This window comes from Delftia sp. K82 (genome assembly GCF_002193035.1).
Lineage (GTDB): Bacteria > Pseudomonadota > Gammaproteobacteria > Burkholderiales > Burkholderiaceae_C > Comamonas > Comamonas acidovorans.
Map to the genome: position 1 here is coordinate 293,913 of NZ_MYFL01000004.1, position 14,777 is coordinate 308,689.

Annotated in this window: 14 protein-coding genes; 8 read left to right on the plus strand and 6 right to left on the minus strand. The window is 69.1% G+C overall.

Annotated elements, in window-relative coordinates; genetic code table 11:
* Positions 1–8 precede the first annotated feature (8 nt).
* From KDK82_RS24700 to KDK82_RS24720, 5 genes are all read right to left on the minus strand, one after another.
* Complete coding sequence (locus KDK82_RS24700; protein WP_088166511.1) at positions 9–1,217, minus strand: acetyl-CoA C-acetyltransferase; 1,209 nt, start codon at positions 1,215–1,217, stop codon at positions 9–11.
* A 19-nt stretch (positions 1,218–1,236) separates the two neighbouring features.
* Complete coding sequence (locus KDK82_RS24705) at positions 1,237–2,562, minus strand: acetyl-CoA hydrolase/transferase family protein (RefSeq protein WP_088166512.1); 1,326 nt, start codon at positions 2,560–2,562, stop codon at positions 1,237–1,239.
* Positions 2,559–3,356 carry an enoyl-CoA hydratase/isomerase family protein gene (locus KDK82_RS24710; protein WP_016450246.1) on the minus strand — a complete coding sequence of 266 codons (798 nt, stop codon included), beginning with the start codon at positions 3,354–3,356 and terminating at the stop codon, positions 2,559–2,561. The genes KDK82_RS24705 and KDK82_RS24710 overlap by 4 nt, the downstream gene beginning before the upstream one ends.
* 51 nt (positions 3,357–3,407) lie before the next feature.
* Positions 3,408–4,301, minus strand: a complete 894-nt coding sequence (locus KDK82_RS24715) for a MaoC family dehydratase (RefSeq protein ID WP_088166513.1) — start codon at positions 4,299–4,301, stop codon at positions 3,408–3,410.
* A gap of 171 nt (positions 4,302–4,472) precedes the next feature.
* Positions 4,473–5,390, minus strand: a complete 918-nt coding sequence (locus tag KDK82_RS24720) for an SDR family NAD(P)-dependent oxidoreductase (RefSeq protein WP_016450244.1) — start codon at positions 5,388–5,390, stop codon at positions 4,473–4,475.
* Positions 5,391–5,597: 207 nt separating this feature from the next.
* On the opposite strand from KDK82_RS24720, the gene KDK82_RS24725 reads away from it, so the two are divergent.
* The 8 genes from KDK82_RS24725 to KDK82_RS24760 all read left to right on the plus strand — a co-directional run bounded on the left by KDK82_RS24725 (position 5,598) and on the right by KDK82_RS24760 (position 14,266).
* The gene (locus tag KDK82_RS24725) at positions 5,598–6,503 is read left to right on the plus strand and encodes a MaoC family dehydratase N-terminal domain-containing protein (RefSeq protein ID WP_088166514.1); all 906 of its coding nucleotides are present in this window, start codon (positions 5,598–5,600) and stop codon (positions 6,501–6,503) included.
* A gap of 30 nt (positions 6,504–6,533) precedes the next feature.
* Positions 6,534–7,700, plus strand: a complete 1,167-nt coding sequence (locus tag KDK82_RS24730) for an acyl-CoA dehydrogenase family protein (RefSeq protein ID WP_088166515.1) — start codon at positions 6,534–6,536, stop codon at positions 7,698–7,700.
* 11 nt (positions 7,701–7,711) lie between these two features.
* A complete protein-coding gene (locus KDK82_RS24735; RefSeq protein ID WP_088166516.1) occupies positions 7,712–8,914 on the plus strand; it encodes a CaiB/BaiF CoA-transferase family protein in 1,203 nt (400 codons plus the stop codon).
* A 41-nt stretch (positions 8,915–8,955) separates the two neighbouring features.
* Positions 8,956–10,320, plus strand: a complete 1,365-nt coding sequence (locus KDK82_RS24740) for an MmgE/PrpD family protein (protein WP_012202139.1) — start codon at positions 8,956–8,958, stop codon at positions 10,318–10,320.
* Between the two features lie 103 nt (positions 10,321–10,423).
* The gene (locus tag KDK82_RS24745) at positions 10,424–11,431 is read left to right on the plus strand and encodes a tripartite tricarboxylate transporter substrate-binding protein (RefSeq protein ID WP_088166517.1); all 1,008 of its coding nucleotides are present in this window, start codon (positions 10,424–10,426) and stop codon (positions 11,429–11,431) included.
* Between the two features lie 23 nt (positions 11,432–11,454).
* Positions 11,455–12,327: a CoA ester lyase gene (locus KDK82_RS24750; RefSeq protein WP_088166518.1), complete on the plus strand. Its 873-nt coding sequence runs from the start codon at positions 11,455–11,457 to the stop codon at positions 12,325–12,327.
* A 187-nt stretch (positions 12,328–12,514) separates the two neighbouring features.
* Positions 12,515–13,582 (plus strand): tripartite tricarboxylate transporter substrate binding protein, encoded by a 1,068-nt coding sequence (locus KDK82_RS24755; RefSeq protein ID WP_013800093.1) that lies wholly within the window; start codon positions 12,515–12,517, stop codon positions 13,580–13,582.
* Between the two features lie 138 nt (positions 13,583–13,720).
* Complete coding sequence (locus tag KDK82_RS24760) at positions 13,721–14,266, plus strand: hypothetical protein (RefSeq protein WP_012202143.1); 546 nt, start codon at positions 13,721–13,723, stop codon at positions 14,264–14,266.
* Between the two features lie 58 nt (positions 14,267–14,324).
* On the opposite strand, the gene KDK82_RS24765 is transcribed toward KDK82_RS24760, so the two are convergent.
* Positions 14,325–14,777 carry a PaaI family thioesterase gene (locus KDK82_RS24765; RefSeq protein ID WP_013800094.1) on the minus strand — a complete coding sequence of 151 codons (453 nt, stop codon included), beginning with the start codon at positions 14,775–14,777 and terminating at the stop codon, positions 14,325–14,327.

The following is a 14,777-nucleotide window of genomic DNA, read 5'->3' on the forward strand; positions in this document are numbered from 1 at the left end:
CGGGAAGCTCACACCCGCTCGAACACCGCCGCAATCCCCTGGCCACCGCCTATGCACATGGTCTCCAGCCCATAGCGGCCCTTGCGGCGCTCCAGTTCGTGCAGCAGGGTGGCCAGGATGCGCACGCCGGTGGCGCCTATGGGGTGGCCCAGGGAGATGCCGGAGCCGTTGACGTTGAGCTTGTGGTCTATGGCGCCCTGGTCGTTCCACTCCCAGCCCTTGAGCACGGACAGCACCTGGCAGGCAAAGGCTTCGTTGAGTTCCACCAGGTCCATCTGGTCCAGCGTGAGGTTCAGGCGTGCCAGCAGTTTCTTGACGGCGGGCACGGGGCCTATGCCCATGTGCGAGGGCTCGCAGCCTGCGGCGGCCCAGCCCACCAGGGTGGCCATGGGGGTGAGGCCCAGTTCGGCCAGCCTGTCCTCGGCCACGATCAGGCAGGCGGCGCTGGCGTCGTTCTGCTGGCTGGCATTGCCGGCCGTGACCGTTCCATTGGGCATAAGCACGCGCAGCTTGCCCATGCTGTCGATGGTGGCGTCGGCGCGAAAGCCTTCGTCGCGCGTGAACAGCACGGGGTCGCCCTTGCGCTGGGTCACCTTGACGGGGACGATCTCGTCGGCGAAGCGGCCCGCCTCCCAGGCGGCGGCGGCGCGCTGGTGGCTGCGCACGGCGTAGGCGTCGGCCGCCTCGCGGCTGATGCCGTAGTCGCGCGCCAGGTTCTCGGCGGTCTCGATCATTCCCGAGATCTTTCCGAAGCGCTCCACGGGCTGGGAGCGCTCGCGGCCGCGGTCCAGTCGGTCGTAGAAGCGCACATTGCCCGAGCGCGCGCCCCAGCGCATGTCGGTGCTGTAGTACTCGATGTTGCTCATGCTCTCCACGCCGCCCGCGATCACCACGTCGGCGGCGCCGCTTTGCACCATCATGGCCGCCGTGGCCACGGCCTGCAGGCCGCCGCCGCAGCGCCGGTCCAGCTGCATGCCCGGCACCGTCACCGGCAGGCCGGCCTGCAGCGCGGCCCAGCGGCCCACGCAGGGCGTCTCGCTGCTGGCGTAGGACTGGGCGAAGACCACGTCGTCGATGCGTGCGGGGTCGATGCCGCTTTTCTCGACCACGGCGCGCACCGTGGTGGCGGCCAGCTCCTCGACCGATACCGGCCGCAGGCTGCCGCCGAAGGTGCCCACGGGCGTGCGAAGGGGGGTGACGATGGCGGCTCTGCGCATGGTGTTGTCTCCTTGGGAATCAGTGGATCAGTGGAACAGTGGATCGGGAAAAGGCTGCGCCGCATTGGCGCAGCAGGGTATGTGCCTGTTGTTCCAGGTCGGCGCGGTGCTCCGGTGCCGCGATGTCGATCAGCCGTTTCACGCGGCGCGACAGCGTCTGGCCGCGCAGGTCGGCCACGCCGTGTTCGGTGACGATGAGGCCGGCATCGCTGCGCGGCGTGCTGACGGGGCCGGACAGCCGTGCAACGATGCGCGTGGCGCCCCTCGCCGTGGCGGGCAGGGCGATGATGGGCAGGCCGCCGCGGCTGCGTGCCGCGCCGCGCAGAAAGTCCACGGCGCCACCCACGGCGCCCACGTAGACGCCGCCCGCCACTTCGGAATTGATCTGGCCCGTGAGGTCCACCTCCACCGCCGAATTGATGGCGGCCAGCCGGTGGCTGGCGGCCAGCACCTCGGGGTCGTGCGTGTAGCGCGTCTCGCGCAGCTGCAGGGCGGGGTTGCGGTGGGCCCAGCGCCTGAGCGATTCGCCGCCCATGAGGATGCCGCCAATGCCCACGCCGCGGTCCTGGCTCTTGCGCGCGTGGGTCAGCACGCCGGCTTCGGCCAGGGCTGCAATGCCGTCGCCCACGGCGCCGCTGTGCAGGCCCAGGTCGCGGTGGCCGTGCAGGGCGGCGAGCACGGCCTCGGGCAGGTTGCCCACGCCCACCTGCAGCGTGGCACCGTCTTCGATGAGGGCGGCCACATGGCCGGCAATGGCTTGTTCGGCAGGGCCGGGCGCGCTGCGCGCCTGGTCCAGCGGAGGGTGTTCGGCATCGACCAGCAGGGCGAAGTCGCCGGCCTGCAGGTGCAGGCTGCCGTGCGTCCACGGAATGGCGGGGTTGACCTCGCCGATCAGCACGCGCGCCTTGCGTATGGCGGCCGGCAGGTATTCATGGACCAGGCCCAGGCTGTAGCGGCCTTGTGCATCGGGTGGCGAGACCTGGAGCAGCACCACGTCGGCAGGCAGCAGGCCCTCGTCGATCAGGCCGGGCAGGTGGGAGTAGTGGCTGGGCAGGATGTCGAGCACGCCGGCCTGGGCCAGCGCGCGGTGGGGGCCGCCGGCCGCGTAGCCGAAGAAGTCGATGGCGTCGGCATGCGCCGGTTGCAGCGTGTCCGATGCGCCCATGCCCACGAAGACGCGCAGCCGGCCCCGGCCACCGTGCCGGGCCAGTGCATGGCGCTGCGCGACCACGGCGCGCGTGAGCGTCAGCGGCTCGGCCGTGGCCTGGCCCCACCACAGGGTGTCGCCGGGGCGGATCAGGGCCTGCAGCCTTTCTTGCAGGGCGTCCGGCGACAGCACGCTCATGGCGCGCGGTCCCAGTCGAAGCGCGTGGGCTGCTTGTCCTTGAAGCGCTGCACCGCCTCCTGGTGGTAGTCCGAGCCGCGGCACATCGTCTGGGCATAGGCTTCCAGCTCGGCCATGGCGCGTGCGTCCAGCTCGAAGGCCTGGTTCATGGCCGTCTTGGCCATGCCGATGGCGGCTGTGGATGCCTCGCCGAAGCGCCGCGCCAGTGCCAAGGCGGCGGCCTGCAGGGCCTCGCCGTCCTCCACGATCTCGTAGACCATGCCCAGCGACCTGGCTTCCTCGGCCTGCACGGTGCGCGCGGTGAAGACCAGCTCCTTGGCCTTTTGCAGGCCCACGATGCGCGGCAGCATGTGCATGGCGCCCAGGTCGGGCACCAGGCCGATGCGGCCGAACACGGCGCAGAACTTCGCGCGCCGAGTGCACAGCACGAAGTCGGCGGCCAGCGCCAGGCTCAGGCCCGCGCCGAAGGCCGGGCCGTCCACGGCGGCGATCACGGGCTTTTCGAGGTTGACCAGCTCGGGGAACCACTGGTGCAGGCTGCGCATGCGCTGGCGCCAGGGCAGGCCGGCCTGGCTGGCATCCATCATCTGGCTGATGTCGCCGCCCGAGCAGAAGGCGCCGCCCGCGCCCGTGAGGATGACGGTGTGCACCTGGGCGTCATCGCGCATCTGCGCCACGGCGGCGGCCAGGGCCGGGCGCATGGCCTGGTTGAGCGCGTTGCGGGCCTCGGGCCGGTTCAGCGTGATCGTGCCTATGCCGTCCTGGACGGAGGTCAATACGGGAGAGGTGTTCATGGGAACTCCAGGGCAGGGGGAAGGAGCGGCCTTTTGCGAGGCCGCCGTGCATCAGGCGAGTTCGGCGTAGCCGTGGCTCAGGACCACTTTGTCACGTTCGAGCACGCGGGCGCGCAGTTGCAGCTGGCAGGGCTGGTCGGGCGTGCGCCAGATCTCGGTGACCAGGGTTTCGCCGGGATAGACGGGCGAGGTGAAGCGCACATCCAGCGCCTTCAGGCGCGCGGGATTGCGGTCGCCGCATTGGCGCAGCACGGCATGGGCCACCAGGCCGTAGCTGGCCAGGCCATGCAGGATGGGCCGCTCGAAGCCGGCCTTGCGCGCCACGGCCGGGTCGGCATGCAGCGGGTTGTAGTCGCCCATCAGGCGGTACAGCAGCGCGGCCTCGGGGCGTATGGCCTGGGTGTCGGTGAAGTCGGGCGCGCGGTCCTCCGGCGTGGGGCGCAGCGGCGCCAGGGGCGCGTCGCTTGGCTGGCCGCCGTCCAGCAGGCTGTAGCCGCCATCGCCGCGCAGAAAGCTGACCTGCTGCACGGTGGCCAGCAGCTCGCCGCCGGCGGTCTCCAGGCGCCGCTCGGTGACCATGATGGCGCCCTTGCCCTCTCCCTTGTCCGTCAGATGCGTGATGCGGTTGTGGCCCACCACGTCGGCGCTGGCCGGCAGCGGGCGGTGCAGCCGCATGCGCTGCTCGCCATGCAGCAGCTTCACCCAGTCGATGCCCGTATCGGCCTCGCGCGCCCAGAAGCCCGGGTAGCCCAGCACCACGGCCTGCGAGGGCAGGGCGCGCAGCCCGCCGGGCGCCCCTTCGTAGAAAAAGGGCAGGGCGTCGGCGCACAGCGGATCGCTGCCCAGGCCCAGGCTCAATGCATAGAGCATGGTGTCGCGTTCGCCATAGTGCTGGCGCACGGGCTCGAAGGGGCGCTGTTTCAGGTGGTCGTAGCGAATGGTCATGGAACGGGTCATCTCGGTAATTGATTGCGCTGGCGCAATACCAACAGCCTTCAAAACCGGCGCACCCCAACCCAGGGGCGCCGAGCAAGAGCCGCCTCGCGGCGAGGGCGCCGGCCCCCTCCCGCGAAGCGAGAGAGGGGGAAGCGGCGCAGCCGCTCAGGGGGTGCTTTTCTAGACAGGATCCCAGCTGAACACGTCGGCGGATCGGTCCAGCGGCACGAACGACGCCTTGAGCGCAGGCATGCCGTGCTCGGCAATGAACTGGGGCGACCAGCCCTCGCTGCGGTGCACCGAGCGCAGCGGGCGCGGCTGGCTCATGACGAAGATCTCGTTGTTGCGCACGGCGAAGACCTGGGCGTTCACGTCGCTGGCCGCGTCGGACAGCAGGTAGACGGCCAGCGGGGCGATCTTGTTGGGCGTCATCTGCTGGATCTTGGCCACGCGCGCCTGCTGCTCGGGCGTGTCGGTGGGGATGGAGCCGATCATGCGGCTCCAGGCGAACGGCGCGATGCAGTTGGAGCGCACATTGAACTTCTGCATGTCCAGCGCAATGGACTTGGACAGGGCCGTCAGCCCCAGCTTGGCCGCGCTGTAGTTTGCCTGGCCCAGGTTGCCGATCAGGCCCGAGGTCGAGGTCATGTGCACGAAGGCGCCGCTTTCCTGCTCCTTGAAATGGTTGGCGGCCGCGCGGCTCATGTAGTAGCTGCCGTACAGGTGGACCTTGATGACGGCGTCCCACTCGTCCAGGCTCATCTTGTGGAAGAACCGGTCGCGCAGGATGCCGGCGTTGTTGACCACGCCGTCGATGCGGCCGAAGCTGTCCACGGCGCACTGCACGATGCGGCCCGCGCTGGCGGCCTCGGCCACGCTGTCGGTGTTGGCCACGGCCTGGCCGCCTGCGGCCTTGATCTCATCGACCACCTTCTGCGCCGGGCCGGCGTCCGTGCCCTCGCCCGTGGTGGAGGTGCCGATGTCGTTGACCACCACCTTGGCGCCCTCGGCCGCCATGGCCAGCGCCATGTCGCGCCCGATGCCGCCGCCGGCACCCGTCACCACCACTACCTTGTCCTGCATCATTTTCTGCGCCATGGCCTGTCGTCCCCGTTCAGTGTTCGTTGGAAAGAAGTCGGGACCAAGGATGCCGGCAAACGCCGGGCCGCGCCATTCGCCAATCACAAGGGCGGACTTCGCGGGAATGAAAGCAGCGGCGGACAGGCCGCGCCGGCCCAGCCTTCAGCGCGGCCAAAGGCTTGCTTAAGAAAACGCGGATTGCGGGCCGCCGCGCTTGCACCGACCATGGCGGCCATGACAGACAAGCAAGCTACCGACACCCTCGACGCCGCAGCGCTGGCGCATCTTCAGTCCTGGCAGGGCCGCAGCGAAACCCTGGCAGACAGCATCACGGCCGCGCCCGTGGCCGCGCTGTCGGCCACGCTGGACCGGGAAGACCCTGAGCCCGCCGACGGCACGGCGCTGCCGCCGCTGTGGCACTGGATGTACTTCCTGCCCCATGCACGCCAAAGCGAGATCGGCCCCGACGGCCATCCGCGCCGTGGCGGCTTTCTGCCGCCCGTGCCGCTGCCGCGCCGCATGTGGGCCGGCGGGCGCCTGCGCTGGGAGGCAGGCAACGCGCTGCAGGTGGGCCAGAAGGTGCAGCGCCGCTCCACCATCGGCTCGGTCAGCCACAAGAGCGGCCGCTCGGGCGAGCTGCTGTTCGTGCTGGTCGGGCATGCCTACAGCAACGACCAGGGCCTGGCGCTGACCGAGGAGCACGACATCGTCTACCGCGCCGCTGCCCAGCCCGGCGATCCCGCGCCCACGCCCCAGAAGCCGCCGCTGGACGGCCAGCAAGCCTGGTCGCGCACCATCGTTCCCGACGACGTGCTGCTGTTCCGCTACTCGGCCCTGACCTTCAACGGCCACCGCATCCACTACGACCGTCGCTACGTCACGGGCGTCGAAGGCTATCCGGGCCTGATCGTGCACGGCCCGCTGATCGCCACGCTACTGCTGGACCTGCTGCGCCGCGAGCTGCCCCAGGCGCGCGTGCTGTCCTTCGAGTTCAAGGCCGTGCGCCCCACCTTCGACCTGCATGCCTTCAGCGTGCACGGCAAGCCTTCTGCGGACGGCAAGACCGTCGAACTCTGGGCGCAAGACCACGAGGGCTGGCTGACCATGACCGGAAAAGCCACCCTGGCCTGAGACCCCTGAACACCGAGCCTTGAGACCACCATGATCGAACACACGCTTTCCAACAATTTTCCCGAAATCCGCGACGCCATCCGTGCGCTGTGCGCCGAATTCCCCGACGAGTATTTCCGCAAGATCGACGAGCAGCGCGCCTATCCCGAGACCTTCGTGGACGCGCTGACCAAGGCCGGCTGGCTGGCCGCGCTGATTCCGCAGGAGTACGGCGGCTCGGGCCTGGGCCTGACCGAGGCCAGCGTGATCATGGAAGAGATCAACCGCTGCGGCGGCAACTCGGGCGCCTGCCATGGCCAGATGTACAACATGGGCACGCTGCTGCGCCACGGCTCGCAGGCGCAAAAGGAGAAATACCTGCCGCGCATCGCCTCGGGCGAATGGCGCCTGCAGTCCATGGGCGTGACCGAGCCCACCACGGGCACGGACACCACCAAGATCAAGACCAGCGCCGTCAAGAAGGATGACCGCTACGTGGTCAACGGCCAGAAGGTCTGGATCAGCCGCGTGCAGCACAGTGACTGGATGATCCTGCTGGCGCGCACCACGCCGCTGGCCGACGTGAAGAAAAAGAGCGAGGGCATGTCCATCTTCATGGTGGACCTGGCCGAGGCGCAAAAGAGCGGCCTGACCGTGCGCCCCATCCCCAACATGGTCAACCACGAGACCAACGAGCTGTTCTTCGAGAACCTGGAAATCCCCGAGGAGAACCTGATCGGCGAGGAAGGCAAAGGCTTCAAGTACATCCTGGACGGCCTCAACGCCGAGCGCACGCTGATTGCGGCCGAATGCATTGGCGACGGCTACTGGTTCCTGGACCGCGTGACCAACTATGTGCGCGACCGCAACGTGTTCGGCCGCCCCATCGGCCAGAACCAGGGCGTGCAGTTCCCCATTGCCGATGCCTTCATCGAGGTCGAGGCCGCCAACCTCATGCGCTGGAAGGCCTGCGAGATGTTCGACGCCAACCAGGCCATGGGCGCCCAGGCCAACATGGCCAAGTACCTGGCGGCCAAGGCCAGCTGGGAGGCGGCCAATGCCTGCATCCAGTTCCACGGCGGCTTCGGCTTTGCCTGCGAATACGACGTGGAGCGCAAGTTCCGCGAGACGCGCCTGTACCAGGTGGCGCCGATCTCCACGAACCTGATCTATTCCTACGTGGCCGAGCACATCCTCGGTCTGCCGCGTTCTTTCTGAAGGCACTGCGCATGACACAGCAACGCCTGAGGCCCCTGGACGGCACCACCGTCGTCTCGCTGGAACATGCGGTGGCCGCACCGTTTTGCACGCGCCAGCTGGCTGACCTGGGCGCGCGCGTGATCAAGGTCGAGCGGCCCGGCAGCGGGGACTTTGCGCGCGGCTATGACCAGCGCGTGCAGGGCCAGTCCTCGCACTTCACCTGGATCAACCGCAGCAAGCAGAGCCTGGCGCTGGACCTCAAGCAGGACGAGGCCATGCAGGCGCTGCTGCAGCTGCTGGAGGGTGCCGACGTGCTGGTGCAGAACCTGGCGCCCGGCGCGGCTGCGCGCATGGGCCTGTCCTATGCGGCGCTGCGCGAGCGCTTTCCGCGCCTCATCGTCTGCGACATCAGCGGCTACGGCGCCGACGGCCCCTACCGCGACAAGAAGGCCTACGACCTGCTGATCCAGAGCGAGGCGGGCTTTCTCTCGGTCACGGGCACGCCCGAGGTGCCGTCCAAGGCCGGCATCTCGGTGGCCGACATCGCGGCCGGCATGTATGCCTACACCAACATCCTGTCGGCCCTGCTGCTGCGCGGGCGCACGGGCGAGGGCAGCCACATCGACGTGTCCATGCTGGAGGCGCTGGGCGAGTGGATGGGTTACCCCATGTACTACGCCTTCGACGGCGCGCCGCCGCCGCCGCGCACCGGTGCCTCGCACGCCAGCATCTATCCCTACGGGCCGTTCGAGGCCGGTGACGGCGGCACGGTGATGCTGGGCCTGCAAAACGAACGCGAGTGGAAGCTCTTTTGCGAACAGGTGCTGCTGCAGCCCGCGCTGGCTGCAGACGCGCGCTTTGACAGCAATGCGCGCCGCAACGCCAACCGCGAGGAGCTGCGTGCGCTGATCCTGGGCGTGTTCAACGCGCTGGATGCCGCACAGGTGGTGCAGCGGCTGGATGCGGCCGGCATTGCCAATGCGCGCGTCAACGACATGGCCGGCCTGTGGGCCCATCCCCAACTGGCCGCACGCCAGCGCTGGTGCAGCGTGGACACGCCGGCCGGCCCGGTGCAGGCGCTGCTGCCTCCCGGTGCCAACAGCGCCTTCGACTACCGCATGGAGGCCGTGCCAGCCGTGGGCGAGCACAGCGCCGCCATCCTGGCCGAGCTGGGCTGGAGCGCCGAGCGCATCAGTGCCCTGTGCCCGCCCCCGGGAAAAACCGCCCCCTGAAACCAGGGCGCATGCCCAAGAATGCGCCGGAGACCCAACCCATGAAAAACGACACCCAAGTGAGCATCCATCCGCTGGCCCAATTCGCTGCCTCGCTGCGCTGGGACGACGTTCCCGCCGCCGTTCAGCAGCGCGCCGAAGACCTCTGGGTGGACTGGTTCGGCTCCGTGCTGGCAGGCCAGGGCGCGCGTCCCGTGCAGAGCATCACGCGCTTTGCGCTGTCCCAGGGACCGGCGCAGGGGCCTAGCGAGATCCTGGGCAGTGCCGACACCACCTCGCCCATGATGGCGGCCCTGGCCAATGCCGCGGCCTCGCATGTGGCCGAGCAGGACGATGTGCACAACGGCTCGGTCTTCCACCCCGCCGCCGTGGTCTTCCCGCCCGCGCTGGCCGTGGCGCAGAGCATCGGTGCCAGCGGCGCCGAGCTCATGGCCGCCTGCGTGGCCGGCTATGAGGTCGGCATCCGCGTGGGCGAGTTCCTGGGCCGCAGCCACTACCGCATCTTCCACACCACGGCCACGGCCGGCACCCTGGCCGCCGCGGCCGCCGTGGGCCGGCTGCTGGGCCTCACGCCTGCGCAGATGCAGCATGCCTTCGGCTCGGCCGGCACGCAGTCGGCAGGGCTGTGGGAGTTCCTGCGCACGGGCGCCGACAGCAAGCAGCTGCACACGGCGCATGCGGCCGCTGCGGGCCTGATGTCGGCCTATCTGGCCCGGGACGGATTCACCGGTGCGCAGGACATCTTCACCGGGCCGCAGGGCCTGGCGGCAGGCATGTCCACGGACGCCGATCCCACGCGCCTCACGGACGGCATCGGCACGCGCTGGGCCACGGCCGAGACCTCGTTCAAATGGCATGCCTCCTGCCGCCACACGCACCCGGCCGCCGACGCGCTGCTGCAGGTCATGCAGGACCACGGCCTGGCCCCCGCCGACCTGGCGCAGGTCACCTGCCACGTGCACCAGGGCGCCATCGACGTGCTGGGCCCCGTGGTCGATCCCGGCACGGTGCACCAGAGCAAGTTCTCCATGGGCACGGTGCTGGCGCTGGCCGCGCGCCACGGCCATGCGGGCCTGGACGAGTTCGACAACGAATACCTGGCCGCCACCACCGTGGCCCTGCGCGAGAAGGTGGGCATGGTGCTGGACCCCGAGGTCGATGCCGCCTACCCGCAGCGCTGGATCGGCAAGGTCACCGTGCTCACCACCGATGGCCGCACGCTGCACGGCCGTGTCGAGGAGCCCAAGGGCGATCCGGGCAACACGCTGTCGCGCGAGGAGATCACGGCCAAGGCGCTGCGCCTGATCGCCTATGGCGGTGCCCTGCAGGACGATCCCGCCCAGGCCGCTGTAGCGCGGCTGTGGCAGATCGCGCACTGGCCGCGCGTGCAGCGCCTGCTTGACTGAGTTTTTGACTGAGTTTTCGCGCCGGCCCCGGCCGGCGAATCCATGGGAAAGGCGCCACCACAGAGCGCCTCCCGCTTCCACCAAAGTGCACAGGAGACAAACCATGCAACGCACCACTTCTTTCCGCCGCCGCCTCGTTTACGCAGCGGCCGCCGCCTGCGCCCTTGCCGCCGGCGGGACGACCACCGGCGCCCTGGCTGCGGCCTGGCCCGACAAGCCCGTCGTCCTCGTCGTGCCCTACAGCGCTGGCGGCCCCACCGACGTGGTGGCGCGCCTGCTGGCCGTGCCCATGGGCCAGGTGCTGGGCCAGAGCGTGCTGGTCGAAAACACCGTGGGAGCGGGCGGCACCATTGCGCCCAACCGCGTGGCCAAGGCCAAGGCCGACGGCTACACCATCCTCATCCACCACATGGGCATGGCCACGGCGCCTGCGCTGTACAAGAAGCTGCCCTATGACCCGCTCAAGGACTTCGAGTACATCGGCCAGGTGCTGGACGTGCCCATGACCCTGCTGTCGCGCAAGGACTTCCCGGCCAACAACTTTGCCGAGCTGCTGGACTACGTGAAGAAGAACCAGGAGAAGGTCTCGCTGGCCAATGCCGGCATCGGCGCCGTCTCCCAGCTGTGCGGCATGCTGTTCATGCACCAGGCGGGCGTCAAGCTCACCACCGTGCCCTACAAGGGCGCAGGCCCGGCCATGAACGACCTCATGGGCGGCCAGGTGGACCTGCTGTGCGACCAGACCACGCAGACCGTGCCCGTGATCAAGGATGGCCAGCGCGCCAAGGTCTTCGGCGTGACCACGCCCAAGCGCCTGTCCTCGCTGCCCGACATCCCCACGCTGGACGAGCAGGGCCTCAAGGGCTTCGACGTCAAGGTCTGGCACGGCATGTACGCGCCCAAGGGCACGCCCAAGGACGTGGTCATGGCCATCAACAAGGCGCTGAACGTGGCCATCAAGGACGAGAACGTCAAGAAACGCATCGCCGAACTCAGCTCCGACCTGGTCACGCCCGACAAGGCCACGCCGGAAGGCCTGCGCACCCACCTGCAGGCCGAGGTGGCGCGCTGGGACAAGGTCATCAAGGCCGCAGGCGTCTCGGCCGAATAAACCGCTCTCCCAAGGACATCCGCATGCACGATCTGGCGCGACAGGCCACTTCCTTTCTCTTCGTCCCCGCCACGCGGCCCGAGCGCCTGGGCAAGGCCCTGGACAGCGGCGCCGACATGGTCATCGCCGACTGGGAGGACGCCGTGGCCCCGGCCGACAAGGACGGCGCCCGCCAGGCGCTGGCCCAGGCCGTGGGTGCGCTGGAAGGCCCGGCCCGTGCCCGCCTGCTGGTGCGCATCAACGCCGAAGGCACGCCCTGGCATGCGGATGACCTGCGCGCGCTGGCGCAGCTGGTGGAGCAGGGCGTGGCCGGCGCCATGGTCTCCAAGGCCGAGCGCGCCCAGACCCTGCATGCGGTGGCCCAGGCCACGGGCGCACGGGCGGCCGTGCTGCCCCTCATCGAAAGCGTGGCCGGCCTGGACGCGGCCGACGCCCTGGCTGCCGCGCCCCAGGTGGTGCGCCTGGCCTTCGGCCACCTGGACTTCCAGGTCGATGCGGGCATGGCCTGCGACCAGGGCGAGGAAGAACTGCTGCCCATGCGCATGGCCCTGGTCCTGGCCTCGCGCCGCGCCGCCATTGGCGCGGCCGTGGACGGCGTGACGGTGGACACGCGCAACCCCGAGCGACTGGCCCAGGACGCGGCACGCGCGCGGCGCATGGGCTTTGGCGGCAAGCTGTGCATCCACCCGGCCCAGGTCCAGCCCCTGCACGCCGTCTTCGACCCCGATGCAGCGGCCGTGGCCCACGCGCAGCGCCTGCGCCAAGCCCTGGCCGAGGCCGGAGGCGGCGTCTGCGTGCTGGACGGCCGCATGGTCGATGCGCCCGTGCTCAAGCAGGCCGAACAGGTGCTGCTGCGCCATGCCTGGGCGCAACAGAGATCTGCAGCACGATCTTGATCAAAATGAGACTGAAAGGCCGTTTTGCACTCAGAGTTTTCTGATTCTGGTGCGAGCAGTCCAATGATTTCCCTGATGGTGAATCCATTTGCCTCGAATACGCTTGGCCAACTCGATTGATTTCGAGACGGCGGTTTCTTGATCCGGTATCTCCACCCATGGAGGCACCCAGGCAAAGGAGCGTGTGATGGCAGTGATCTCGGGGACGGCATCGAACAGCGGATTCAACGGCCAATTGAATGATCGTCTGAATGACCGACTGAACAACCGATTGAATCGGCGCCAGGCGCTGGCCCTGGCGGCCGGCGCCGCGGCGGCAGTGCCCGCCAGCGTGCTGGCGCAGGCCGGTTTTGCCACGCGGCCCGTGCGTATCGTCGTGCCCTTTGCGGCGGGCGGCGCCACCGACGTGATTGCGCGCATCCTGGGCGAGCGCATGGCCCAGCAGCTGGGCCAGACCGTGGTGGTGGACAACAAGCCCGGCGCGGCCGGACTGATCGGCGGCGAGATGGTGGTCCGCTCCGCGCCCGACGGGCTCACCCTGCTGCTGGGCACCACCTCCACCATGCTCACCAACAAATACCTCTACAAGAAGACCGCCTACGACCCGCTGACCGACCTCACGCCCCTGTCGCGCGTGTGCATGGCGCCCATCGCCCTGGTGGTCACGGCCGACGTGCCCGCCACCAACCTGCGCGAATTCATGGCCTGGGCCCAGGCCAACGCGGGCAAGCTCTCATATGGCTCCTACGGCATAGGCTCGCACGGCCACCTGGCCTGCGCCGTGCTCAGCGACATGGCCGGTGCCGGCATGGCGCATGCGGCCTACCGGGGCGAGGCGCTGATGGTGCAGGACATGCTGGGCGGACGCATCCCCATCGGCATGGGCAGCCTGCTCACGCTCAAGCCCCACATCGATGCAGGCAAGCTGCGCGCCCTGGCCGTCACCGGCACGCGCCGCGTGCCCCTGCTGCCCGAGGTGCCCACCTTTGCCGAGGCCGGCTACCGCCACGAGGCCATGGAACTGTCCGGCTGGCTGGCCATTGCCGGCCCCAAGGGCCTGCCGGCCGACCTCACGCGGCAATGGGGCGAGATCTCCAACCGCGCCGTGGCCAGCCGCGAAGGCACGGCCCGCATCATCGCGGCCGGCTTCGTGCCCGTGGATGACGACACGCCCCAGCGCTTCGGCAAGGCCTGGGCGCAGGAGGCTCCGGTCTGGGGGCGGCTGCTGCAGTCGGCGGGGGTGCAACCCGGTTGATGGCGCACAGCGGCCTTGGTTGCCCAAGGCTGCACTCATGCCCTGTGCTGTAATCGCCCCTCCTCAGGCTGCCCCGGTGGTGCAATGCCATGACGGGACAGCCCGTGGTTTCTCAAACATTCAAGAGAGGGTATTACCGTGAGTGCATTGGTCATCAAGGCCTGGAAGGCCAGCGAGCAACCCATAGACGACAAGGGCAACCACATTGCCATCACAGGCCGCGAAGGCGGCCTGGTCGCCTGGATCCTGTCCAAGGTCAACATCGATCCCACCACCACCATCCGCGTGGGCAGCGAGCGCCTGGAGTTCAGCAGCGCCTCGCTGTCGGGCACCCAGTCGCGCCTGATCCCGCTGCAGGGCATCTGCTCCACCTACTACGGCTATCACAAGCCCTGGAAGACGGCGCTGGGCATCGGTGCCCTGTCGCTGTTCATGGGCGGGTCCATGATGGCCCAGAGCTTTTTTGCAGGCCTGGTGGTCATGCTGATCGGCTGGGGCATCGCCGCCGTCATCTACTTCCTGAACCGCACCCTGACGCTGGGCTTCATCGAGAACAGCGGCGCAGTCAACGGCATCCAGTTCAAGCGCTCGGTGATCGAGAACATCGACATCACGCAGGAGCAGGCCAGGCAGGTCTGCGAACTGATGCAAAAGCTGATCGAGGCCAAGGAAAAGCGGCTCTGACGACGCGGCGGCACGCAAGTGCCGTCCGGCGCCATCCGGCGCCGCGCGTGCCCTGCGCTCAGGCCTGTGCCGGGCTGCGCGCCATCAGCTTGAACGTCCCCGTGGCCAGGGCCACCAGGGTGCCGTCCTCGGAGCGCACTTCGCCGCGCGCGAAGCTGATGGAGCGGCCGCGTCGCTCGCAGTGGGCGGTGGCGATGAGATCACCGCTGCCGGCCGAGACGTAGTGCAGCGTGAGATCGATGGTGGCCACGCCGAAGGCCGTGGGGTCGTGCGAGCGGCAGGCCGAGGCCAGGGCGCAGTCCAGCAGCGAGGCGATGGCGCCGCCGTGCACGTCGCCGCGGCTGTTGGCCTGGTCCGGTTGAAAGCCCATGCGGATCTGGGCGCGGTCCTCGCCGATGCGTTCACCGCTGAGCTTCATGGCGCGGGCCATGGGCATGGGCAGGCCGAAGAGGATGCCGGGCGCCTCGCCTTCGAAGGGGTTGGCCGGGTGTTCTTTGATGGGTGTGTTCAT

What these genes read in the sequence shown, in the direction of transcription:
- KDK82_RS24710 (WP_016450246.1), bottom strand. Translation starts at nt 3,356, where the DNA reads ATGAACACCTCTCCCGTATTGACCTCCGTCCAGGACGGCATAGGCACG.
- KDK82_RS24750 (WP_088166518.1), top strand. Translation starts at nt 11,455, where the DNA reads ATGCACGATCTGGCGCGACAGGCCACTTCCTTTCTCTTCGTCCCCGCC.
- KDK82_RS24720 (WP_016450244.1), bottom strand. Translation starts at nt 5,390, where the DNA reads ATGGCGCAGAAAATGATGCAGGACAAGGTAGTGGTGGTGACGGGTGCC.
- KDK82_RS24700 (WP_088166511.1), bottom strand. Translation starts at nt 1,217, where the DNA reads ATGCGCAGAGCCGCCATCGTCACCCCCCTTCGCACGCCCGTGGGCACC.
- KDK82_RS24745 (WP_088166517.1), top strand. Translation starts at nt 10,424, where the DNA reads ATGCAACGCACCACTTCTTTCCGCCGCCGCCTCGTTTACGCAGCGGCC.
- KDK82_RS24725 (WP_088166514.1), top strand. Translation starts at nt 5,598, where the DNA reads ATGGCGGCCATGACAGACAAGCAAGCTACCGACACCCTCGACGCCGCA.
- KDK82_RS24740 (WP_012202139.1), top strand. Translation starts at nt 8,956, where the DNA reads ATGAAAAACGACACCCAAGTGAGCATCCATCCGCTGGCCCAATTCGCT.
- KDK82_RS24735 (WP_088166516.1), top strand. Translation starts at nt 7,712, where the DNA reads ATGACACAGCAACGCCTGAGGCCCCTGGACGGCACCACCGTCGTCTCG.
- KDK82_RS24715 (WP_088166513.1), bottom strand. Translation starts at nt 4,301, where the DNA reads ATGACCATTCGCTACGACCACCTGAAACAGCGCCCCTTCGAGCCCGTG.
- KDK82_RS24755 (WP_013800093.1), top strand. Translation starts at nt 12,515, where the DNA reads ATGGCAGTGATCTCGGGGACGGCATCGAACAGCGGATTCAACGGCCAA.
- KDK82_RS24730 (WP_088166515.1), top strand. Translation starts at nt 6,534, where the DNA reads ATGATCGAACACACGCTTTCCAACAATTTTCCCGAAATCCGCGACGCC.
- KDK82_RS24765 (WP_013800094.1), bottom strand. Translation starts at nt 14,777, where the DNA reads ATGAACACACCCATCAAAGAACACCCGGCCAACCCCTTCGAAGGCGAG.
- KDK82_RS24705 (WP_088166512.1), bottom strand. Translation starts at nt 2,562, where the DNA reads ATGAGCGTGCTGTCGCCGGACGCCCTGCAAGAAAGGCTGCAGGCCCTG.